The following is a 20,695-nucleotide window of genomic DNA, read 5'->3' as shown; positions in this document are numbered from 1 at the left end:
GACTGATCGACGGCTGTCGGCGCTCGTCCGATCAGCTCGATCACGACCCGACGGTCCACAGCGGCGCCGCGCCGCGACACACCCGCGCCACGTTCTGCCCCACCATCTCGAACATCCGGCGCCGCGCCGTGGAACTGCCGCCGGCGATGTGCGGGCTGAGCAGCACACCGTCCAGTTCGCGCAGCGGGCTGTCCGTCTCGAGGGGTTCGTGCGCGAACACGTCGAGTGCCGCTCCCGTGACCGTGCCAGATCGGATCGCCGCGGCCAATGCGATCTCGTCCACCACGGGTCCGCGGGCAACGTTGACCACCAACGCTTCCGGTGGCAGCAGCGCCAGTTCGCGCGCGGAGATCAGTCCGCGGGTCTGCGGGGTGAGTGGGACCGCCACCACCAGCACGTCCGCATCCGCGAGCAGGTCGTCCAGCGACCGGTAAGACAGCGTCGACCCCGGGGCCGGCCGCCGCGAGTGATACGCGACCTCGCATCCGAATGCCTGGAACAAGGCGGCGCAGCGACGGTTGATGTCACCGAACCCGACGAGACCCACCCGGCGCTCGCCGAGATCGCGGCAATCCCGCTGCAGGATCGACGCCTGTGGCCAACCACCGGAACGCATCTCGGCGTCCGCCCACCCGAGGGACCGGCACAGGCTCGCCGTCGCGGCCACCGCCCACTCCGCGACCGACGCCGCGTTGCCGCCCGGGGTGTTGGCCACCGGGACGCCGGCGGCCGCCCACGCGTCGAGGTCGATCCGGCCGATCCCGACACCGGGCTGCTGGACGAGCCGCAGTCGCCCGCCCACCGCCGCCTCCGCAGCGCCCAGCGGCAGGCGTCCGGTCCAGTCCGCGACCACGACGTCGATCGTCGGGAGCAGTGCGCGCAGGCCGTCCGGCGTGCGGTCGTCGAGTCGCAGCACCGTCGCCGCGTCAGCGACCGCGACGCGCACGGCCGCGTGGATTCCCGGGTCCTCCGTGAGGACCAGGATCCGGTCGAGTGCCGTGCGCGCCGTCATGATCGGTCAGCCCCAGCGGGACTGTCCGCCGTCGAGCGGAATGGTGGCGCCCGTGAGGTAGCCGGCGTCGTCGCCGACGAGGAACACCACGGCGCGGCCGATGTCGCTCTCGGCGTCTCCGATGCGACGCAGCGGGATACCGGCCTTGAACGCCTCGGCCTCCTCGGGGAACCGCTCGATCCAGCCCTCGAGCGCCGGTGACATCGCGTGCGGCGCGATGGAGTTGACGCGGATGCCGTCGATGCCCCACTCGCAGGCTGCGGCGCGGGTCAGAGAACGCATGCCCTCCTTGATCGACCCGTAGGCACCGTAGTTGCTCGCGTCCCAGCGCACGGCCGCCGACGTCACGAGGTTGACGATCGATCCGCCGCCGCGCTTCTTCATCGACGGGTAGCACGCGCGCATCAGGCGCAGCGTCGCCAGCGGACCGGTCGCGAACGACCGCTCGAAGTCCTCGTCCTTGACCGACAGCAGTGGGCCGGGACCGCAGTCGTTGGCGTTGTTGACGAGGATGTCGACGCCACCGAAGAACCCGATGGTCTGCTCGACGGCGGCCTCGATGTCGGCCGCATCGCTCACGTCGCACCGGACAGGTAACGCCTTGCCGCCGTAGGCCTCGATCTGCTCGACCGTCGTGACCAGCTTGGACTCGGTGCGCCCCGCAACCGCGATCGACACACCCTCCTTGGCCAGCGCGTGCGCGATGCCCTGGCCGATGCCCTGCCCGGCGCCCGTGATGAGTGCGACCTTGCCGTCAAGCTTGCCCATGTGTACCTGCTCTCGGTATGTCGTGAGAAACGCGGAGACCTGGTGCTACAACCCTCCAGTCGGATATTCTTAACCAAGCATTTGCTTGTCCGCAGCGTTTTCGCGAAATTCGCGACGAAAGCATCTGGGCACCAAAGTTCCTCGTGGTGTGCGGGCGCTGCTTCACCACACAGAAAGGCAGTTCGCGTGAGCTTCCCCAACCCTGTCGACTTCACCGGCCGGTCCGTGGTCGTCACCGGCGGCACCAAGGGCATCGGCTACGTCATCGCCGAGCACTTCCTCGCCGCCGGCGCCGACGTGCTCGTGTGTGCCCGCAACGAGCCGGAGAGCCTGCCCTCGGTCGAGGGTCGCACCGCGGCATTCCGTGCGGTCGACGTGCGCGATCCCGCCGACGCGACCGCACTGATCGAAGACGCCGTGGCCCGTTTCGGACGCCTGGACGTGCTGGTCAACAACGCCGGCGGCTCCCCCGACGCCGACGCCGCCACCGTGTCGCCGCGCTTCGTCGAGAAGATCGTGGCACTGAACCTGCTGGCGCCGTACTACATGGCCCAGGCCGCGAATCTCGCAATGCGCGAACAGGAGACGGGCGGCGCGATCGTGAACATCGGCAGCGTCTCGGCGCATCAGCCGCAGCCCGGTACCGCGGCTTACACCGCAGCCAAGGCGGGCCTCCTCGGCCTGACCAAGGCGCTCGCGCTCGAATGGGCACCCAAGGTGCGCGTCAACCACATCACCACCGGCCTGATCCGCACCGAAGCCGCGGCTTCGGTGTACGGCGAGGACGGCGGCGCAGCCGTGACCCGCACCCTGCCGATGGAGCGCATGGCGGTGCCGTCGGACATCGCGAAGGCGTGCCTGTTCCTGGGCAGCGACCTGTCGTCGTACGTCAACGGCGCCGATCTGGCCGTCCACGGCGGCGGCGAGTACCCGGCCCGCTACATGGCGACCCGCGACAACTCCTGAGATGAAGACAGCTGCGGGAGCGTGACCGAAGTCGAACGCTCCCGCAGCTGAAGTCCTTTTGGCCGAATGTCACACGCGTTCAGTCTGACTGAACGCATGTGGCATTCGGTCGGTGCGGTTACTCGGTGAAGACCGCGTAGCCGCCGGAGATCGCGGCCTTGCCCTCGCGGACGAGTTCGAACGACAACCCGGACGCGTCGCCCCACGCCTGCAGCTCCGCGGTGTCACCGGGGAACATCGGCGCGGCGAAGCGGCCCTGCAGCTCGACCAGGTCGGCCGGGTGCACGCCGAGTTCCTTCGCGAGCGGCAGCGTCGACGCGGCGAGCGTGCACAGGCCGTGCATGATCGGGCGCGGCTGCCCGATGCCCGCGGCGGCCACCGGATCGATGTGGATGTGATGACGGTCGCCGGTGAGGCGGTACAGCGCGGCCACATTGAACGCGGTCTCGAGCTGCGCCGTCACGTTGGCCTCGCCCTCGGGTGCCGGCGGCTTGGACGGGCCGCGCTCGCCACCGAATCCGCCTGCGCCCGGGGCGAACAGGGACCAGGTCGCGACGAAGTACTCGCACTCGACCTTGACCTCGAACACCGCGGCGGCGCCCTTGTCCCAGACCTCGCCGACGCTGGCCTTCAGCGTGACCTCACCGCTGCGGGGCAGCGGCGCGAGCACCTTCAGCTCCTGCGAGCCGTGCAGCGCGGTCGTCATGTCGAAGGCACCGCGCTGTCCCAGCTCGTCGGGGGCCCACTGAGCCAGGGTCAGCGCGAACGTCGGCAGAACCCGCAGCCGGTCCTCCATCACGAGGTCCAGATCGGTGGCCTTCGCACCCACGGCGAGCGCGTACAGGATCGCGTCGCGCTCGTCGTAGCTCACCGTGCGGGTGCCGAGGTCGACCCCACGCCACGCGCCGGCCGGCTTCTGCTCCACTGCCGTCATTCTTCGGTCCTTCCAGGTAATTCGGTCAGGCGACGCCGAGAATCAGGCCGGACGTGGGAACCGCGGTTCCCGCCGTGACGAGCATGTTCTCGACGTTCTCGGGCTGGTTGGTGGACGTGCCCCGCAGCACCCGGACCGCCTCGGCGATGCCGTTGACGCCGTGCAGGTACGCCTCACCGACCTGGCCGCCGTGCGTGTTGCTCGGCAGCCGTCCACCGATCTCCAGATTGCCCTCGCGGATGAAGTCCTTGGCCTCGCCGGGTCGGCAGAAACCGAGTTCCTCGAGCTGCGGGAGCACCAGAGGGGTGAAGTGGTCGTAGAGGATCGCCGCATCGATGTCGTCCGGCGTCAGACCGGCCTGCGCGTACAGCTGGCGGCCGACCAGACCCATCTCCGGGATACCGGTGATGTCGGGACGGTAGTAGCTCGCCATCATGTGCTGGTCCTTGCCCGAACCCTGCGCGGCACCCTTGATGATCGCGGGCTTCTGACGCAGATCCTTGGCGCGCTCGGCAGAGACGATGACGAGGGCCTGGCCGCCGTCGGTCTCCTGGCAGCAGTCGAGCAGGTGCAGCGGTTCGGCGATCCACCGGGAGTTCTGGTGGTCCTCGAGCGTGATGGGCTTGCCGTAGAACCACGCCTTCGGGTTGTTCGCGGCATGCTTGCGCGCCACGACAGCAACCCGACCGAAATCCTCACTCGTGGCACCGTACTGGTACATGTACCGGCGAGCGAACATCGCGACCCACTGGGCGGGAGTCGCCAGTCCCTGCGGGGTCAACCATGCGTAGGCTGCGCGGTCGGCGGTGCTGTCCATCGGGCGGTCGTGCTGGCCCGCGCCGAAGCGCATCCCGGAGCGTTCGTTGAACGCTCGGTAGACCACCACGACGTCGGCGATGCCGGTCGCGACGGCCATCGCGGCCTGCTGCACCGACGCGCACGCCGCGCCGCCGCCGTAGCCGATCCGGGAGAAGAACTTCAGTTCCCCGAGCCCGCAGTTGCGGGCGACGAGGATCTCGCCGTTGGTCTCCATCGTGAAGGTCGTCAGACCGTCGACCTCGGACGGATCGATTCCCGCATCCGCGAGGGCCGCGGTGACGGCCTCACACGCGAGCTGCAACTCCGAGCGGCCGGACTTCTTCGAGAACTCGGTGGCACCGATACCGACGATCGCGGCGGCACCCGAGAGCGGGCTGACAGCCATCAGGCGTCCTTCCCTTCGCTGACCGGGAACGACACCGTGACGGTGCCGGACAGGTGGTTGCCCAGGCTGTTCGCACCGACGACCTTCACCTCGACCAGGCCGTTCTCCTTCGAGACCACCTCGCCGGTCATCGTCATGGTGTCGCCGGGGTAGTTGGGGGCACCGAGGCGGATCTTCACGCGGCGCACCGTCGCGAAGGGCCCGGCCCAGTCCGTCACGAAACGTCCCGCCAGGCCGTTGCTGGTGAGGATGTTCATGAACACGTCCTTGGAGCCGCGCTCACGCGCGAGCTCGGGATCGTGGTGCACGTCCTGGAAGTCGCGCGTCGCGATCGCGGTCGACACGATCAGCGTGCGGGTCAGCGGGATCGCCAGCTCCGGCAGCACCTCGCCGACCGAGATGTCGTCGTAGCTGCGGCCCGTGACCGTGACGGTGGCGGTCATGCGACCACCTCGACACCGGCGGCGAGCTGTGCACCCAGACGTGCGAGGTCCGAGGCGGAACCACCGAGGGTGGCGCCGATCTGCTTGCCCCACAGCAGATGCCGGTGCACGGGGTAGTCGGTGTCGACACCCATGCCGCCGTGGACGTGCGTGGTGCGGTGCACGACGCGCTGGCCACCGTCGGTGGCCCACCACTTGGCGACGAGCACCGACGTGCCCAGCTCCTGGTCCTCGGCGAGCAGCCACGCGGCCTGCCACAGCGTCACGCGCATGGCCTCGAGGTCGATGTAGCAGTCCGCCAGCTGGTGGTTGACGGCCTGGAACGTCGCGAGCGGACGTCCGAACTGGTGGCGGCCGTTGAGGTAGGTGACGGCCTGCCGCACGGCACCGGAGCCGACGCCGAGCTGGATCGCGGCCAGTGCGAGCTCGACACGATCGAGTAGCCACTGCGCGGTGGTGCCGTCGGCGGGACCGAGCAGCTCCGCCGGGGCGGCCTCGAGCGTTACGTTGCCGCAGATCTCCCAGTTGGTCGAATGGGTCTGCTCCACCGTGACACCGGCGGCCGTCAGGTCGACGACGAACAGCGCCGCACCGGACGGCGTGGTGGCCGAGACGATCGCGCGGTCCGCGACGTGGGTGATCGGGACGACGGCCTTGGCGCCGGTGAGCGTCCACTGGCCGCCGGCCTCGGTGGCGGTGGTCTGCGGGTCGCCCGCAGCGTACGGGCCGAACTCCTCGAGACCGATGGTCAGGAAGCTGGAGCCCTCGGCGACACCCGGGACCAGCGCGGTGCGCTGCTCGTCCGTGCCGAACGTGGCGACCGCGAGAGCCGCGAGGGTCGACTGCCAGATCGGCACGGGCGCGACGTGGCGGCCCTGCTGCTCGAGCAGCACGTACAGCTCGGACAGGCCCATACCGCCGCCGCCGAGATCCTCGGGCAGCGCGATACCGAGCAGACCCGTGTTCGCGAGTTCGCGCCACAGATCGCGGTCGATGCGCTCGTCGCTCAGTTCGACCTGCTTGGCGCGGTCGATGTCGGCCTTGCTGGTGAAGACCTCGTCGGCGAGGTTGCGAATTGCCTCTTGCTCTTCGCTGAAGTTGAAGTCCATCAGGAGTCCTCCCGTGCGGCCGGCCGGAACGCGGGCAGCGTCAGGTCCGGGTCGGCGTCGATCCAGTCCAGTTCCACCGGCATGCCGATCTCGACGTCGTCCGGCGCGATGCCGGTCATGTTCGCGATCAGTCGGGTTCCCTCTTCGAGTTCGATGGTCGCCACGATGAGCGGATACTCGAACCCCGGGATCTGCGGATGGTGGTTGACAACAAAGCTGTAGACGATGCCGCGGCCCGAGGCGTCGACGGTGTCCCAGTCCAGCGATTGGCAGACACCGCACATCGGTCCGGTGGGGTGACGCAACGTGCCGCAGGAGGCGCAACGCTGGATCACCAGGCGATGCTCCTTGGCGGCGTCGAACCAGAAGGCGTTGTCGACGTTGAGCGCCGGACGCGGCCGCAGGCCGGGGATCGCCCCCGAGGACTCCCCTGCCTTCTCTGCCTTCTCTGCCTTCTCTGCCTTCTCTGCCGGCTTCTCGGCGGCCTTCTCGCTGCCCTTCGGCTTGAAGCGCAGCGTGCGCCAGCGCTGGGTCGCGACGACGTCGTCGTCACCGTTGCAATAGGTCTTGAGGGTCGTGACGAAGTGCCCGACACCGAGGCCGGTCTTCTTCTCCTCGGAGATCGACTCGATCACCTCGGTGAGCGAAACCCGGTCGCCGGGACGCAGTTCCGTGAAGAACTCGAAGTCCGAGTCGGTCGCGACGACGGACGTGAAGCCCGCGTCGTCGAGCGTGGCGATCAGGTCGGTCCACACCTGCGACGGATCGTTGTTCGCCATCTTGTCGTTGAACGTGCGCATGGTCCACACCTGCGCCATGAGCGCGGGCGCGACCGCACCGTCCCGACCGGTCGCCCGGGCGGCCTCGTCGTCGAGGTAGACGGGGCTGGTATCGCCCATCGTCTCGACCCAGTGCCGGATCATCGGGGTGTTGACCTCGTCCGGACCCCACGTCGTGGGCGTCAGGACCTGCCCCTCGAATGCCTGGAGCTTGGTGAGGAATTCGCTCACTTGACCCTCTTTTCACGCACGAGGCCGAGGCCCATCGTGCCGACCATGTCGCGCAGCACCTCGTTGACGCCGCCGCCGAACGTGTTGACCATGCCCTGGCGGGAGATCTGCTCGATCTGACCGGCCAGCAGCGCGCCTGGCGACTCGGGGCGGATACGGCCCGCGGCGCCGAGGATGCCGAGCAGCGTGCGGTACACGTCGATGTGGGTCTCGGTGCCGTACGCCTTGGTTGCTCCGGCGTCCGCGCCGGACAGCGTGTCCGCCGCGACGGCCGCCGTCATCTTCCAGTTGAGCAGGCGCATCGCCTCGAGCTTGGCATGCGTGCGCGCGAACTCCTGCTGCACCCACGGGATCTCGATGGCGCCGTTCTCCTTGGCCCAGTCCAGAACCTGGTGCCACAGGCCGTACGTGCGGCCACCGATCGCGGCCAGGCCGATGCGCTCGTGGTTGAGCTGGGCGGCGATGAGCTGCCAGCCGCCGTTGACCTCACCGATGACGTCCTTGCGCGGCACGCGGATGCCGCTGTAATACGTCGAGGTGACCATGAGGCCGCCGACGGTGTTGATCGGCGACCACGAGAAGCCGGGGTCGTCGGTGGGCACGACGAGAATCGAGATGCCCTTGTGCTTGGGGGCCTCCGGATCGGTCCGGCACGCCAGCCACACGTAGTCGGCGGTGTTCGCACCGGAGGTGAAGATCTTGTTGCCGTCGACCACGAACTCCTCGCCGTCGAGGACGGCGCGGGTCTTGAGCGAGGCGAGGTCGGTTCCGGCCTCGGGCTCGGTGTAGCCGATCGCGAAGACGATGTCGCCCGCGAGGATGCCCGGCAGGAAGCGTTCCTTCTGCTCCTCGGTGCCGTACTTCATCAGCGTCGGGCCGACAGTGTTGACCGTGACGAAGGGGAAGGGCAGCCCGGCACGCTGCACCTCGTCGAAGAACACGAACTGCTCCTCGATGGAACGCCCCTGGCCGCCGTACTCCTCGGGCCAGCCGATGCCGAGCCAGCCGTCCTGGCCGAGCAGCTTGACGACCTCGCGGAAGTGCTCGCCGCCCACACCCTGCTCACCAGCCGTGCGACGCTTCTCCGCAGGCAGCAGGTTCGCGAAGTACTCGCGCAGCTCCTTGCGGAGCGCGAGCTGTTCGGGGGATTCCCTCAAATCCATCGTTTACTCTCCCTAACAAAGAACGACTCACAATTTGACGTCGGTGCCAAAGCAGACAGCCGCCACAGGTGGCGACTGTCTGCCTTCGTCGGTCCGGACGCTAGCCAGCACACCGGGCCGCCGGGGCGGACGTCTCGCCCAGCGGGAATCACTGGTGCGCGATTCCGATCAGACCAGTCCCCGCCGCTCACGGCAAGCCTCCGCGGCGCCGGGAGCCGTGTCGGATCTACTGCTCAGAGCGCGGCCGGATCGGTCGGATCGGCGGCGAGCTTGGGCGCCCAGACCACCCGACCGAGGAAGCGGTCCGCGTCCGGAGCGGTGGCGAGCCACACGGCCGCCGCGGCGGGCACGGTCGCCGGCACCGAGTCGAACCCGGCGTCCTCGATCTTGTCGGTGCCGCCGCGTGCCTTGCCGGACTCGGTCACGACGAACCCGGGGCTGAGGTTGAAGGCGCGGATGCCACGGACCCGGTACTCGGCGTTGACCGCGCCGGCGAGGCGACCGAACGCCGCCTTGGACGCGGCGTACGCCACGCCCCAACCGCCCTCGCCGGGCGCGGCCGGCGGATCGGTGGTCGCCGATCCGGACACGAGATTGACGATCACGCCGTCACCGCCCTCGACCATCGACGGCAGCACCCGTTGGATCAGCGTCAACTGGTGCAGGTAGTTGCCCCGCACCATGACCTCGGCATCGTCGAGACGAAGGTCGAGGATGCGCTCCATGTGACCGGCCGTCTGGGCGTACGCGTTGTTGACGAGGACGTCGACACGGCCCCACTCGCGCAGGACGTCGTCGGCGGCGCCGACGACCGAGTCCCGGTCGAGCAGATCCATCCGGATCGGCATCGCCCGCACACCGCACGACTCGATCTCCGCGGCCGTGGTCTCGAGGCTGCCCGGCACGGCGATCAGCGACTCGCCCTCCGCACGGGTGCGGGGCGTCACCGCACCCTCGCCTTCACGAACCGTGCGCGCGGTGATCGCGACGTCGAACCCCTTGCGCGCGAACGCGAGCGCGATCTCGCGTCCGATCCCGCGGCTCGCGCCCGTGACGAGGGCGACCTTGCGCGCCGTCATCAGACGCCCAGGAAACGCCGGCGACCGAAGGAGACGAACTCGGCCTCGAGCGCCGCCTTGTCGTCCTCGGTCATCTGCGTGTAGACGGGCTCACCACGGCCCACCCAGCGGTACACCGGTTCGTCGGTGCGCCACAGTTCGGCCTGCAGTTCACGCTTGAGCACCTTGTTGGACCCGGTGATCGGCAGGTTCGTGGACACACGCACGAACCGTGGGGTCGCCTTGGTTCCCAGATCATCCTGGGCAGCAAGGTATTCCGCGAACTTGACGGCGTCGAACGTCTCGAGGGAATCGACCTCGATCGCGGCCATCACCTGGTCGCCGGACCGCGAATCCGGGATCGCGTAGACCCCGGTCGCGATGACATCGGGGTGGCGGCGCAGGACACGTTCGATCATGAGAGCGGAGGTGTTCTCACCGTCGACGCGGATCCAGTCGCCCTTGCGGCCCGCGAAGTAGATGAAGCCGGCCTCGTCGACGTAGCCGAGATCGCCGGTCCAGTACCAGCCGTACTTGATCCGGTCGGCGTCGGCGGCGTCGTTCTTGTAGTAGCCCTCGAACGCGCGCGCACCCTCCTTGTTGATCATCTCGCCGATGGCCTCGTCCGGGTTCAGCACCCGGCCGTGCTCGTCGAGGATCGCGCGGACACACTCCTCGCGCGTCTCGGGGTTCACGATCGCGATGCCGGCGTGCGCGGGACGACCGAGGGCGGCCTCGGGGGCCTCCGGGTCGAGCTTGACCGAGCCGGCGCCCTCCGAGGAGCCGTAGCCCTCGAACAGTTCTGCACCGAAGCGGCGAACGAACTCGACCTTGTCCTCGGGCGACGCCTCGGTGCCGAAGCCGCGCTCGAGCTTGTTGTCCTTGTCGTCGGGCCGCTCGGGCGTCGCCATCAGGTAGGCCAACGCCTTGCCGACGTACGTGAAGAAGGTGGCACCGAAGAACTTCACGTCGGGCAGGAAGCCCGACGCCGAGAACTTGCGGGCCTCGGGCAGGCAGACGGTGGCGCCGTTCGCGAGCGCCGGAGCCCACAGCGCCATCAGCGCGTTGCCGTGGAAGAGCGGCATCGGGCAGTAGTCGACGTCGTCGCGGTGGTGACCGTACTTGGCGGTGTTCGCGTACGCGAGGCGCGACAGCCGGCCCTGGCTGCACTTGACGCCCTTCGACATGCCGGTGGTGCCGGAAGTGAACAGCAGCAGGAAGAGGCTGAACTCGTCGATGCCGTCGGCCATCGCCGGCTCGACGCGGTGGGCGTCGATCCGCTCCCGGTAGTCGGGGGCGTCGACGAGGACGAACCGGTCCTCGGCCAGACCGAGGTCGAGGCTCTTCAGCTTCTCCATGCCCGCGGCGTCGGTCACGATCATCTGGCAGTCGACGTAGCGGATCTCGGCCTCGAGTTCCGCCGAGCCGCGGGTGGGGTTGATGCCGACGACCGTGCCACCGGCGAGGGCAGCGCCACCGAGCCAGAACAGGAACTCCGGAACGTTCTCGAGCAGGATGCCGATGTGGAACGGCCCGTCGACACGGAGCGAGCGGGCGAGCTCACCGCACGCAGCGCTCTCGCGGACGACCTCGTCCCACGTCCAGTCCTGCTCGCGGGTACGGAGACCGAGGTGCTCGTCGCCGACGCGATCGAGCAGCATCTCGGCAATCGTGGTGCGTTCCAACTCATTCACTCCTGTCGCAGCGCCGGTAGGCGCGTTACTACTGACTGCGGGCTGGGTAGGCGGGTCAGCCGTCCGTGGACCGGCCGGGAACCGGACCTCCCGGTTCGATCCTCCACGTCCTTTCGCGAAAAGTAGCCCCGGGTTGTCGCGCAGATCACCGTCAGTCTCGCTGAGTGGTAACTCCCCCCGCCGAACCTTCCCGACGTGAGAAATTGCCGTGAGAAACCCGTCACACCCCATGTCCCGAGCCTGGCGCCTGGGCGTTCACACGAAGACAGTGACAGGAACGACACTGTGACACGGACGAAAGGTCACTCATGACTGCCCCCGCAGATCCGCAACTGCACCTGGACCAGGTCATGTCTCGCCTGATCGGTCCCGGCGGACCGTTCGAGATCGCCGAAGAAGAGGTACTCGGCACCCGGATGCCGGTCATGAAGAACCGCAGCAAGGCCGTGGGCGACCTGCTCGCCGACTCGCTCCGGTGGGGCGACCGTGACTACATCGTCACCGAGGACCGGCGAGTCTCGTACACCCAGCACGCCGCCGACGCGTATGCGCTGGCAGCGGCCCTGAGCGAACGCTACGGCGTCACGAAGGGCGACCGCGTCGCGATCCTCGCCGCCAACACCCCGGAGTGGGTGACCACCTTCTGGGCGACCCAGGCTCTCGGCGCCATCACGGTCGGCCTCAACGGCTGGTGGGTCCCGCGCGAGATCGAGTACGGCCTGCAGCACAGCACGCCGAAGGTCGTGGTCGTCGACGCCAAGCGTGGCGCCGCCCTCGCGGGGATCGACACGTCCGGTGTCACCATCCTGACGATGGAGGAGGACCTCCCGCGTCTGTTCGGCGAATTCGCCGACGCCGACCGCCCACAGGTCGAGGTCGACGAGGACGATCCGGCGGTCATCCTCTACACGTCCGGCACCAGTGGGCGTCCCAAGGGCGCGCTGCACTCGCATCGCAACCTGCTCGCGGTCGTCGACTACCACCGCTTCAGCGACTCGATCATGGCCGCGTTCACGGGCAAACCCAGCGACCCGGACGCGCCCAGCGACCTGCGCTACCTGCTCACCTCGCCGCTGTTCCACATCGCGAGCCTCCACAACCTCGTGGTCCCGCGCCTCGCGACCGGCAGTGCCGTCGTCATGAACCAGGGCTCGTTCGACGTCGACCGGATCCTCGGCCTCATCGAGCGGGAGCGGGTGACGAACTGGGGCGCCGTACCGACGATGGCATCCCGGCTCCTCGAGCACGGCAACCTGGGAAAGTACGACCTGTCGTCGCTGACCTCGTTCTCGCTCGCATCGGCGCCGTCGTCGATCGCGTTCAAAGACCGTCTGCGCGAGCAAGTTCCGTTCGCCCGCAACGCCCTCGTCGACAGCTACGGGCTGACCGAATGCAGCACCGCGATCGCGGTCGCGAGCTCGGCCGAACTCGAGGAGTACCCAGGCACGCTGGGTCGGCCGATCATCACGGTCAGCATGGAGATCCGCGACCCGTTCGGCGAGTGGCTCCCCGACGGCCTCGAGGGCGAAGTGTGCGTCCGGAGCCCCTTCGTGATGCTCGGCTACTGGAACGACCCCGACGCGACAGCTGCCTCGATCACCTCCGATCGCTGGCTGCGGACCGGCGACTACGGCGTCGTCGAGAACGGCCGACTGCGGCTCACCGGACGTCGCTCGGACCTGATCCTGCGCGGTGGCGAGAACGTGTACCCCACCGAGATCGAGCAGACGCTCGACGAGCACCCGGCCGTCCAGGAGTGCGCCGTCGTCGGCAGCCCCCATCCCGATCTGGGCCAAGAGGTCTCGGCCGTGGTCGTGGTCGCCGAGGGCCACACGGTCACCGAGGAGGAACTGCGCGAGTTCGCGTCCGAGCGCCTGTCGTACTTCAAGGTGCCGACGAAGTGGCGCATCACCACGGACCTGTTGCCACGCAACGCGACCGGCAAGATGATCCGTCGCGAGATCCACGTCTGATGACCGCCTGGACCGTCGAACGTCTCGGCGCCGTCGAGTCGATCCGCGACCTCGCTCACCTCTACACGCACCTCATCGACGAGGCGCGACTGGAGGAGGTCGCGGATCTCTTCGAGCACGCGGTGTACGGGCAGTGCGACGGCAACGGGACGCCGGTGGGGCCGGTGCGTGACTCCGACCCCGCCGGCGTGCTAGACGCGTGCCGCAGCTTCATCCGGATGCACGGCACCCCGCCGCGGCCGCGCACCAAGCACGCCGTCACCAACCTGCGGGTCACCGTGGCCGACGACGGCCGCACGGCCACGTCGCTGTCGTACTTCACGGTGCTGCAGGCGACGGAAGCGCTACCTCTGCAGCCGATCCTCGCCGGCCGCTACTTCGACGCGTTCGCCGTCCGCGACGGCGAGTGGGTCTTCACGCAGCGACTCACGTGCATCGACCTGGTCGGGGATCTCAGCGAGCACGCTCGGCGCACTCTGTGAGAATTCGCCCCTTCGGTCGATCTTGATGAGGAAGAATCCATGTTCAAAGCTGTAGCGCTGCTCGCCCGCAAGTCCGAACTGACCCGCGAGCAGTTCGTCGCGCACTACGAGACCGTCCACGTCCCACTGATCCTGCGGTCGTTCCCGCAGATCGAGGAGTACCGCCGCAACTTCGTCGACCTCACCGACAGCGTGCGGGCTCCGGGCGTGGCCGACCCGATCTTCGACGTCATCACCGAGATGTGGTTCGAGGACCGGGCAGGGTACGACGCCATGCTCGCCGCGCACGCCGATCCCGCGATCGGCGGCCCGGTGACGCAGGACGCGAACCTGTTCCTCGACATGTCCAAGACCCTTCAGATCGTGGTCGACGAGTACGTAACGACTAGCGGGCTGCCGAACGCGTAGCCGCAGAACAGGAGCACCATGCAGGTCGGTCTGAACATCCTCGGAGCCGAGAACCTCTATGCCGGACGGATCCGCCCGGTGCTCGACGTGGCCTCCGCCGCGGATCGCGCGGGAGTCGACATGATCTCCACCGGCGATCACATCGGCTTCAACGCGGCCGCGCACGCGGAACGCGTTCGTACGCACGGCTTCCCGTTCCCGATCGAACACGACTGGTACGAGCCGCTGTCGCTGCTGTCGTCGGTCGCCGCCGTCACCGAACGGGCGCTGCTCAACGTGTCGGTGCTGATCGCGACGGTGCGGCCGCCGGTGCTGCTGGCCAAGCAGATCGCCACCCTCGACCGGCTGTCCGAGGGCCGCGCCGCGATCGGGATGGGCGTCGGCTGGCAGGAGGCCGAGTACACGGCCACCAACATGCCGTTCGACGCCCGCTTCGGTCGCATGGAGGACACCGTCCGCGCGTGCCGTGAGCTGTGGACGCAGGCCCCGGCCACCTTCCAGGGCCGCGAATTCTCCTTCGAGGACTTCCACGCCCGGCCCCTGCCCGTGCAGGACCGGGTGCCGGTGATCTTCGGGTTCGGCCCGAGTCAGCGCAACTTCGACCGCATCGCCCGCGTCGCCGACGGCTGGACCGTCAATCCCGCCGACATGCAGACCTTCTCGGAAAGCGTCGCCCTGCTGCACAGCACCTTCGAGGCACACGGCCGCGACCCGCAGTCCGCCGTCGTCCAGGTGTCGGTCGGCCCGGAACGTCGCGACGACGGCAGCGTCGACCTCGACGCCACCGCCGACAAGGCCCTGTCCTGGCACGCCGCCGGTGCGACCTTCGCCGTGTTCCGACCTGCAACTTTCTGCGCAGCGGGAGAAGAGGTTCCGCAGCTGATCGAGTGGGCGGTAGGACTGAAGGCCAAGACCGGAACCGCTCAGGAGGCAGCACGATGACGACGGTGGACAGAGATACGGCAATCGCCGAACTGCTCGACAAGCAGGCCATCTACGAGGTGGTCATGCGCTACTGCCGCGGCATCGACCGCCTCGACTTCGACCTGGTGCGCGACACGTACCACCCGGGCGCGATCGACCACCACACCGGATTCGACGGAGGCGTCGACGATTTCATCACGTGGGTCGAGCCGAAGCTGCGCGCGATCGGTGGCACCATGCACCACATCGGCAACCACCTCGTGGAACTGCACGGCGACTACGCGATCAGCGAGGCCTACTCGACCGCGGCGCACTGGGGCGGCGGCGAGGGCATCGGCATGGTGAATTTCACCAGCGGCTGTCGCTACGTGGACCTGATGGAACGCCGCGACGGCAAGTGGGGCATCACCGAGCGCTGGGCGGTCCGCGAATGGACCCGCTCCGACGCCGGCCGCCTGACGCTGCCGGAGAGCGACGGACCGCGCGGCCGCCGCGACGGCTCCGATCCACTCGACGCCCTGCGAACCCGGCTGGGCTGAGCCTGTCGGCACCGCGTGCTGTACTGGGGCCGTGTACAGCGAGCACACATCGCGAACGGTCCCAGGGGCGGTCGTGTGGCACAGCGTCCGCACCACCGACGGCACGGTGCTGCCGGACGGCTGCATGGACCTGGTGTGGCGGGACGGCGACGTGCTGGTCGCGGGACCCGACACGCAACCGTTCGCGGTGACCGCGTCGCCGGTGCCCGGTGTCGGGCTGCGCTTTCCGCCCGGCGTGCTCCCCCACCTGCTCGGCGTGCCGGCCGCGCACCTGCGCGACCGTCGGGTCCCGCTGGCCGACGTGATCGGACGCGACCGCTCGACGAGGTTGCGTGGGCTCGACCCGGCCGAGGCGTCGAACGCGTTCGAGTCGTTCGGCCGGGCACGGCTGGTGGAGGTGGGGCCGCCGGACCCGGTGGTGACGACGACCGCACGCCTGCTCGCGTCCGGCAGATCCGTCGCCGACGTCGCGGACACGATCGGCCTGTCCGCCCGTGCGCTACACCGGCTCGGAACCCGCAGCTTCGGCTACGGACCCAAAACGCTCGCCGGGATCCTCCGGCTGCAGCGGGCTCGCGATCTCGCCGGGCACGGAATCCCGTCCGCCGACGTCGCCGCCCGGTGCGGCTACGTGGACCAGGCACACCTGATCCGGGAGTCCCGGCGGATCACCGGTCGTTCGTTCGGCGGGCTGACGGGCGCGGGTCAGCCCGGCAGCGACGCGAACAGGTCCACGCCGTTGCCGTCCGGGTCCTTCACCGTCGCGTAGCGCTGCCCCCAGGGGGCGTCGAAGGGTTCGACCTCGCCGTGTCCGACCTCCGCGAGTCGCGCCCACACCACGTCCACGTCCGTGGGGCCGTCGCATTCGAACGCGAGCGACACCCGGGAATCACCCGTGGGCGGTGTGAACGGTCCGCCGAACGACTCGACCACCTCGACGGTGTCCCACATCAGCCGGACGCCGCCGGCGACCGCTTCGACGTGCGGCTGCGATTCGGCGTCGGCGGGGATGTCGAGACCGAGCAGTCGGTAGAAGCGCAGCGACGCCGCGAGATCCGTGGTCACCAGTCCGATGGCGTTCAACTGAGGAGTCATGGTGGCCACGCTAGCCGCCCACGCACGTCGGTCGATTGGATCTTTCGGACAGCCGGACGCTCAGTTCGCAGCGGAAGCCCGCATCGAGGACAGCAGTGCCACCGGGGCCGCGATGTCGTGCTCGTCGAAGGCCGTGAGGATCGCCTGGGTGATGTGCCGCTGCACCGCCCACTGCAGCCCCGGCTTGACCCGCGCTGTCAGACGCAGCATCACCGCCTCCGCAGTCACGCCGTTGACGCCCAGCATCTGTGGCGGTTCCAGCACCGCGTCGGCGATCGCATCGTCCTCGACTGCCTCCGTCGCCGCGGTCAGGGCGATCTCGGTCGCCCGGGGCACGGCGGCGCTGTGCGCGATCGGGAGGTCGACGACCGCGACCGCGTGACCTTGGCTCATGTTGCCGACCCGCGCGATCTCACCGTTGCGGCAGTACCACAGTGTGCCGCTCAGATCGCGGATCGTGGTCACCCGCAGGCCCACCGTCTCGACGGTGCCCACGGCATCGCCGACGTCGATGATGTCGCCCACCCCGTACTGGTCCTCGAGCAGCATGAACATGCCGGTGAGGAAGTCCCGCACCAGGTTCTGCGCGCCGAAGCCGATCGCGACACCGACCACGCCTGCCGACGCGACGAGCGGGGCGACGTTGACGCTGAACACCGTGAGTATCTGCAGCACACACCACGTGAGCGTCACGATCGACACCCCGGATTTCAGCACCGACCCGATCGTGCGAGCGCGTTGCGCGCGCCGCTGAGCCGCCACGGTGTCCCGGGCGCCGACGGGAAGTCGCTCCTTGAGCGGTCTGAGCAGCCGCGGTTCCCGTCCGGGTCGGTCCCGCGTGGCCCGATCGATGAAGCGGTGCAGCACGAAACGCAGGACGAGGGCGACCACGATGTAGACCACGATCTCGATGGGCCGCTCGATCAACCACGTCTGCGCACTGTCGGACAGTTCGATTGCAGTGGGTTCGTACGTCATCCCCTCCGACCCTACGGACGCCGGCCGGTTCCGGCACGGCGCCGCAGCGCCGACCGCCCGGCATTCGCCCGGGGCGCGCGGAAAGGTGAATCCGTCCGTTCCGGCCACGACGGGTCCTCGTGTCGTGTTTGATACCTCCCGGACCCACGGAAGGGAGCTCGACCATGGTGGTCAACAACTCGACGACCCGCCGCTCGCGGCTGCGGCCGGTGCTGGGCGCCGCCGTGACGGCTGCGGCCGCAACAGCACTGGTGGCGTTCGCGCCGGGCACCGCCACGGCGGATCCCCTGCCGGCGACCGGTTCGCTCGGCAGCGTGAACATCGACATCCCCGGCGCGATCGCCTCGTTCTTCCAGCCGCTCGTCAACGGAAGCCTCGGCAACACCTCCGGCAGCCTGGGCAGCGTCGGTCAGTCCGGCAGCCTCGGCAGCACCTCGACCGGCAGCTTCGGCAGCTCCTTCGGCAGCGTGATCGACTCCCCGCTCAGCTGAGCGGGGTCGGCGCGGGTTCCCTCGTCAGTCCACCTGCGGCGCCCATTGGACGCCGTTGATGTGACCGCCGCCGTCGACGAACAGCGTGTTTCCGGTGACATAGCGTGAGTCGTCGCTCGCGAGGAACGTGGCGACCGGCCCGATGTCGTCGAGGGGATCGCCGATGCGGCCCATCGGGTTGGCAGACGCCATCGACGCGGCCATCTGCGGATTGGCCTCCGCCACCCGGCGATACGCCTCGCTCTGTGCGCCCGGGCAGATCACGTTGCAGCACACCTGCTTCGGCGCCCATTCCCGGGCAGCGGTGCGGGTGAGGCTGCGCAGCGCCTCCTTGGCGGCGTTGTAGTGCACCGAGTACATGTGTGCGTTCACGCCGTTGAGGCTGGCCAGGTTGATGACCCGGCCGGTGCCGTGCTTCTCGAGCTCGGGCAGGGCGCGCTGCATCGCCCAGAACGCGGCCATGACCGCCATGTCGAAGCCGCCACGCAACTGCTCGTCCGTCATGTTCTCGAACCTCGCGAAACCCGTACTGCGCCAAGCGTTGTTCACCAAGATGTCGAGACGGCCGAACTGCGCGACGGCGCCGTCGACCATCGCATGCACCTGGTCCTTGTCGGTGATGTCGGTGCGCTGGAACTCGGCCTTGACGCCCCACTCCTCGCGGAGCCACTGCGCAGCCGACTCACCCGCGGCCTCGTCGATCTCCGCGACCAGCACGTTCGCACCCTCGCGGGCGAACGCACCCGCGATGCCGCGGCCGATACCCATTCCCGCGCCGGTGACGATCGCGGTCCTACCTTCGAGCTTTCCCACAACGCGCTCCCCTCATGTAGAGAGCTGAAGGGTCCCTTCACACGCTCGCGGCGTACGAAGGGACCCTTCAGCTGATGGCAACTGCCTCGAACTACCTTGGTCTACCTTGGTCTACCTCGGACGTGGGACCGACGCGTCGATGAACAGTCCCTGTACCGACACGCAGACGTCGCCGGCGGCGTTCTTGATGTCGCCGACCGTGTGGATCTTGCGGCCCTCCACCGACTCCTGCCTGCCCGTGATGGTGAGTTCCTCGAACAGCGGTGTCGGGCGGTGGTAGCGCACGTTGAGCTGTGCGGTCATACCGGCCTGGCCGCCCCACGCGTTCGCGACACCTAGCACGTGATCGAGGAGCAGCGCCGAGACGCCGCCGTGCACGCACCCGGGCGGGCCCTGGTACGGCAGGTTCAGCGTCACGACGCCCTGCACCGAGCCGTCCTCGAGCCCCTCGAGCACGAGCGGCGGCGCGATCGCGTTCTCCGGGCCGGTGATCGGGTCGTGCCGGGTGACGCCCTCACCACTCCACATGTCGACCATCCGCTCGGCCACCTCGGGAGCGTGCTCCTCGAGGTGGTCGGCGATGCTGTTCAGCTCCTCCGCGACGCGGTCGAGGTTGGCGTTGCCCCGATCGGTGCGCAGCATCGCGTCGATCACGCGGCGGGCCGCGGCGGTCGCGCGGTCCACCGGCGCGTCCTGCGGCGCCGACGTCAGCACGGTGCCGTGCGGGTGGGTGTGGGTGGTGGGGTGGTCCCCGGTCTTCACGAACGAACCTCCATGGTCGCGTGGGTCAGCACCGGCTGGCCCTCGCGCTCCGGACACGTAGCGAGCAGCGTCAGCCTGCCCCCGTCCTGCCAGACGGAGGTCTCGATCGTCTCACCCGGGTAGATCGAGCCGGCGAACCGGACCGAGAAGTTCTGCACCCGAGCGGGATCGCCGCCGAGAAGACCGTCGACGACGGCCTTGCAGACGACGCCGTACGACGCGAGCCCGTGCAGAATGGGACGGTCGAAGCCGGCCATCTGCGCGAACGCCGGGTCGGCGTGCAGCGGGTTCATGTCGGCGCTGAGTCGGTACACGAGAGCCTGCTGCGTGCTGGTCGGCGAGACCAGCACCTTGTCGGCATCGCGCTCGGGCACCGCGTTGGTGACCTCGGGACCGGCGTCGCCGCCGAAGCCGCCCTCACCGCGAGCCCAGATCTGCATCCCCGTGGTCCACAACGGATTTCCGTCGAGATCCGTGGCGGACTGCTCGAGTACGACGACCGCGGCCTTGCCCTTGTCCCACACGTCGGCGACGCGCGAGGAGATGCGCGCCGAACCCGCGGTGGGGATGGGGGCGTGCAGCGTCAGCGACTGGCCGCCGTGCAGGATCTTGCGCAGGTCGATGTCGATGCCGGGCATGTTCATCCCGGCCGGCTTCAGGGTGCCGGCCGAGATGCCCTGGCCCGCGACCATCGCGAACGTCGGCAGGACCCGCAGGCCCTTCTCGTACACCCAGCCCAGCTCGGCGGGATCGAGCGAGTTCACACCCGCACCGAGGCCCAGGTGGTACAGCAGGACGTCGCGTTCGGTCCAATTGGCCTCGCGCACCGTCGGTTCGGCCGACAGCGCGGCCTTGACGTCGATCGGCAT

General features: G+C 68.9%; 23 protein-coding genes. 8 read left to right on the top strand and 15 right to left on the bottom strand.

The window, feature by feature from the left end; genetic code table 11:
* Positions 1-40: 40 nt before the first annotated feature.
* Entirely contained in the window at positions 41-1,012 is a 972-nt protein-coding gene (locus AC1RIF_RS23560; protein WP_492603803.1) for a 2-hydroxyacid dehydrogenase, read from the bottom strand.
* Positions 1,013-1,018: 6 nt separating this feature from the next.
* On the bottom strand, positions 1,019-1,780 hold the full coding sequence (locus tag AC1RIF_RS23555; RefSeq protein ID WP_492603802.1) for an SDR family NAD(P)-dependent oxidoreductase: 762 nt from the start codon (positions 1,778-1,780) through the stop codon (positions 1,019-1,021).
* A 186-nt stretch (positions 1,781-1,966) separates the two neighbouring features.
* Between AC1RIF_RS23555 and AC1RIF_RS23550 the strand changes: the two genes are divergently transcribed.
* Positions 1,967-2,746, top strand: a complete 780-nt coding sequence (locus AC1RIF_RS23550; RefSeq protein ID WP_492603801.1) for an SDR family oxidoreductase — start codon at positions 1,967-1,969, stop codon at positions 2,744-2,746.
* Between the two features lie 118 nt (positions 2,747-2,864).
* On the opposite strand, the gene AC1RIF_RS23545 is transcribed toward AC1RIF_RS23550, so the two are convergent.
* From AC1RIF_RS23545 to casI, 8 genes are all read right to left on the bottom strand, one after another.
* Entirely contained in the window at positions 2,865-3,680 is an 816-nt protein-coding gene (locus tag AC1RIF_RS23545) for a MaoC/PaaZ C-terminal domain-containing protein (protein WP_492603800.1), read from the bottom strand.
* 25 nt (positions 3,681-3,705) lie between these two features.
* A complete protein-coding gene (locus tag AC1RIF_RS23540; RefSeq protein ID WP_492603799.1) occupies positions 3,706-4,884 on the bottom strand; it encodes a lipid-transfer protein in 1,179 nt (392 codons plus the stop codon).
* On the bottom strand, positions 4,884-5,327 hold the full coding sequence (locus AC1RIF_RS23535) for a MaoC family dehydratase (protein WP_492603798.1): 444 nt from the start codon (positions 5,325-5,327) through the stop codon (positions 4,884-4,886). The genes AC1RIF_RS23540 and AC1RIF_RS23535 overlap by 1 nt, the downstream gene beginning before the upstream one ends.
* Positions 5,324-6,436, bottom strand: a complete 1,113-nt coding sequence (locus AC1RIF_RS23530) for an acyl-CoA dehydrogenase family protein (RefSeq protein WP_492603797.1) — start codon at positions 6,434-6,436, stop codon at positions 5,324-5,326. The genes AC1RIF_RS23535 and AC1RIF_RS23530 overlap by 4 nt, the downstream gene beginning before the upstream one ends.
* Entirely contained in the window at positions 6,436-7,446 is a 1,011-nt protein-coding gene (locus AC1RIF_RS23525; protein ID WP_492603796.1) for a bifunctional MaoC family dehydratase N-terminal/OB-fold nucleic acid binding domain-containing protein, read from the bottom strand. Before AC1RIF_RS23525 ends, AC1RIF_RS23530 begins: the two co-directional genes overlap by 1 nt.
* Positions 7,443-8,609 carry an acyl-CoA dehydrogenase family protein gene (locus AC1RIF_RS23520; RefSeq protein WP_492603795.1) on the bottom strand — a complete coding sequence of 389 codons (1,167 nt, stop codon included), beginning with the start codon at positions 8,607-8,609 and terminating at the stop codon, positions 7,443-7,445. The genes AC1RIF_RS23525 and AC1RIF_RS23520 overlap by 4 nt, the downstream gene beginning before the upstream one ends.
* 233 nt (positions 8,610-8,842) lie before the next feature.
* On the bottom strand, positions 8,843-9,688 hold the full coding sequence (locus AC1RIF_RS23515) for an SDR family oxidoreductase (RefSeq protein WP_492603794.1): 846 nt from the start codon (positions 9,686-9,688) through the stop codon (positions 8,843-8,845).
* A complete protein-coding gene (gene casI / locus AC1RIF_RS23510) occupies positions 9,688-11,352 on the bottom strand; it encodes a steroid-22-oyl-CoA synthetase (protein ID WP_492603793.1) in 1,665 nt (554 codons plus the stop codon). Before casI ends, AC1RIF_RS23515 begins: the two co-directional genes overlap by 1 nt.
* 317 nt (positions 11,353-11,669) lie before the next feature.
* Between casI and casG the strand changes: the two genes are divergently transcribed.
* The 6 genes from casG (at position 11,670) to AC1RIF_RS23480 (ending at position 16,456) form a co-directional block, all read left to right on the top strand.
* Positions 11,670-13,334, top strand: a complete 1,665-nt coding sequence (gene casG / locus AC1RIF_RS23505) for a steroid-24-oyl-CoA synthetase (RefSeq protein ID WP_492603792.1) — start codon at positions 11,670-11,672, stop codon at positions 13,332-13,334.
* Positions 13,334-13,816 carry a nuclear transport factor 2 family protein gene (locus tag AC1RIF_RS23500; RefSeq protein ID WP_492603791.1) on the top strand — a complete coding sequence of 161 codons (483 nt, stop codon included), beginning with the start codon at positions 13,334-13,336 and terminating at the stop codon, positions 13,814-13,816. Before casG ends, AC1RIF_RS23500 begins: the two co-directional genes overlap by 1 nt.
* A 39-nt stretch (positions 13,817-13,855) precedes the next feature.
* A complete protein-coding gene (locus AC1RIF_RS23495; RefSeq protein ID WP_492603790.1) occupies positions 13,856-14,224 on the top strand; it encodes an EthD domain-containing protein in 369 nt (122 codons plus the stop codon).
* Between the two features lie 18 nt (positions 14,225-14,242).
* Entirely contained in the window at positions 14,243-15,166 is a 924-nt protein-coding gene (locus tag AC1RIF_RS23490) for a TIGR03619 family F420-dependent LLM class oxidoreductase (RefSeq protein ID WP_492603789.1), read from the top strand.
* Positions 15,163-15,687, top strand: coding sequence for a nuclear transport factor 2 family protein (locus tag AC1RIF_RS23485; protein WP_492603788.1), 525 nt, complete (start codon positions 15,163-15,165; stop codon positions 15,685-15,687). Before AC1RIF_RS23490 ends, AC1RIF_RS23485 begins: the two co-directional genes overlap by 4 nt.
* A gap of 73 nt (positions 15,688-15,760) precedes the next feature.
* Positions 15,761-16,456: a helix-turn-helix domain-containing protein gene (locus AC1RIF_RS23480; protein WP_492603787.1), complete on the top strand. Its 696-nt coding sequence runs from the start codon at positions 15,761-15,763 to the stop codon at positions 16,454-16,456.
* On the opposite strand, the gene AC1RIF_RS23475 is transcribed toward AC1RIF_RS23480, so the two are convergent.
* Both AC1RIF_RS23475 and AC1RIF_RS23470 read right to left on the bottom strand, forming a co-directional pair.
* Positions 16,393-16,782, bottom strand: a complete 390-nt coding sequence (locus tag AC1RIF_RS23475) for a VOC family protein (protein ID WP_492603786.1) — start codon at positions 16,780-16,782, stop codon at positions 16,393-16,395. The two genes, AC1RIF_RS23480 and AC1RIF_RS23475, sit on opposite strands and share 64 nt — an antisense overlap.
* Before the next feature lie 60 nt (positions 16,783-16,842).
* Positions 16,843-17,760: a mechanosensitive ion channel family protein gene (locus AC1RIF_RS23470; protein ID WP_492603785.1), complete on the bottom strand. Its 918-nt coding sequence runs from the start codon at positions 17,758-17,760 to the stop codon at positions 16,843-16,845.
* A gap of 164 nt (positions 17,761-17,924) precedes the next feature.
* Between AC1RIF_RS23470 and AC1RIF_RS23465 the strand changes: the two genes are divergently transcribed.
* A complete protein-coding gene (locus AC1RIF_RS23465; protein ID WP_492603784.1) occupies positions 17,925-18,251 on the top strand; it encodes a hypothetical protein in 327 nt (108 codons plus the stop codon).
* Between the two features lie 24 nt (positions 18,252-18,275).
* Here the strand turns inward: AC1RIF_RS23465 and AC1RIF_RS23460 are convergent, their stop codons facing one another.
* From AC1RIF_RS23460 to AC1RIF_RS23450, 3 genes are all read right to left on the bottom strand, one after another.
* Positions 18,276-19,064, bottom strand: coding sequence for an SDR family NAD(P)-dependent oxidoreductase (locus tag AC1RIF_RS23460; protein ID WP_492603783.1), 789 nt, complete (start codon positions 19,062-19,064; stop codon positions 18,276-18,278).
* 111 nt (positions 19,065-19,175) lie between these two features.
* Entirely contained in the window at positions 19,176-19,826 is a 651-nt protein-coding gene (locus tag AC1RIF_RS23455) for a PaaI family thioesterase (protein WP_492603782.1), read from the bottom strand.
* A complete protein-coding gene (locus AC1RIF_RS23450; protein ID WP_492603781.1) occupies positions 19,823-20,695 on the bottom strand; it encodes a MaoC/PaaZ C-terminal domain-containing protein in 873 nt (290 codons plus the stop codon). The genes AC1RIF_RS23455 and AC1RIF_RS23450 overlap by 4 nt, the downstream gene beginning before the upstream one ends.

Source organism: Prescottella sp. GW823-FHT02E09, assembly GCF_058797375.1.
The sequence above is the reverse complement of the archived record's forward strand: the minus strand, read 5'-3'. Positions and strand labels throughout refer to the sequence as shown.

What these genes read in the sequence shown, in the direction of transcription:
- casG (WP_492603792.1), top strand. Translation starts at nt 11,670, where the DNA reads ATGACTGCCCCCGCAGATCCGCAACTGCACCTGGACCAGGTCATGTCT.
- AC1RIF_RS23470 (WP_492603785.1), bottom strand. Translation starts at nt 17,760, where the DNA reads ATGACGTACGAACCCACTGCAATCGAACTGTCCGACAGTGCGCAGACG.
- AC1RIF_RS23555 (WP_492603802.1), bottom strand. Translation starts at nt 1,780, where the DNA reads ATGGGCAAGCTTGACGGCAAGGTCGCACTCATCACGGGCGCCGGGCAG.
- AC1RIF_RS23520 (WP_492603795.1), bottom strand. Translation starts at nt 8,609, where the DNA reads ATGGATTTGAGGGAATCCCCCGAACAGCTCGCGCTCCGCAAGGAGCTG.
- AC1RIF_RS23530 (WP_492603797.1), bottom strand. Translation starts at nt 6,436, where the DNA reads ATGGACTTCAACTTCAGCGAAGAGCAAGAGGCAATTCGCAACCTCGCC.
- AC1RIF_RS23485 (WP_492603788.1), top strand. Translation starts at nt 15,163, where the DNA reads ATGACGACGGTGGACAGAGATACGGCAATCGCCGAACTGCTCGACAAG.
- AC1RIF_RS23475 (WP_492603786.1), bottom strand. Translation starts at nt 16,782, where the DNA reads ATGACTCCTCAGTTGAACGCCATCGGACTGGTGACCACGGATCTCGCG.
- AC1RIF_RS23465 (WP_492603784.1), top strand. Translation starts at nt 17,925, where the DNA reads ATGGTGGTCAACAACTCGACGACCCGCCGCTCGCGGCTGCGGCCGGTG.
- AC1RIF_RS23540 (WP_492603799.1), bottom strand. Translation starts at nt 4,884, where the DNA reads ATGGCTGTCAGCCCGCTCTCGGGTGCCGCCGCGATCGTCGGTATCGGT.
- AC1RIF_RS23500 (WP_492603791.1), top strand. Translation starts at nt 13,334, where the DNA reads ATGACCGCCTGGACCGTCGAACGTCTCGGCGCCGTCGAGTCGATCCGC.
- AC1RIF_RS23495 (WP_492603790.1), top strand. Translation starts at nt 13,856, where the DNA reads ATGTTCAAAGCTGTAGCGCTGCTCGCCCGCAAGTCCGAACTGACCCGC.
- AC1RIF_RS23560 (WP_492603803.1), bottom strand. Translation starts at nt 1,012, where the DNA reads ATGACGGCGCGCACGGCACTCGACCGGATCCTGGTCCTCACGGAGGAC.
- AC1RIF_RS23545 (WP_492603800.1), bottom strand. Translation starts at nt 3,680, where the DNA reads ATGACGGCAGTGGAGCAGAAGCCGGCCGGCGCGTGGCGTGGGGTCGAC.
- AC1RIF_RS23450 (WP_492603781.1), bottom strand. Translation starts at nt 20,695, where the DNA reads ATGCCGATCGACGTCAAGGCCGCGCTGTCGGCCGAACCGACGGTGCGC.
- AC1RIF_RS23535 (WP_492603798.1), bottom strand. Translation starts at nt 5,327, where the DNA reads ATGACCGCCACCGTCACGGTCACGGGCCGCAGCTACGACGACATCTCG.
- AC1RIF_RS23515 (WP_492603794.1), bottom strand. Translation starts at nt 9,688, where the DNA reads ATGACGGCGCGCAAGGTCGCCCTCGTCACGGGCGCGAGCCGCGGGATC.
- AC1RIF_RS23490 (WP_492603789.1), top strand. Translation starts at nt 14,243, where the DNA reads ATGCAGGTCGGTCTGAACATCCTCGGAGCCGAGAACCTCTATGCCGGA.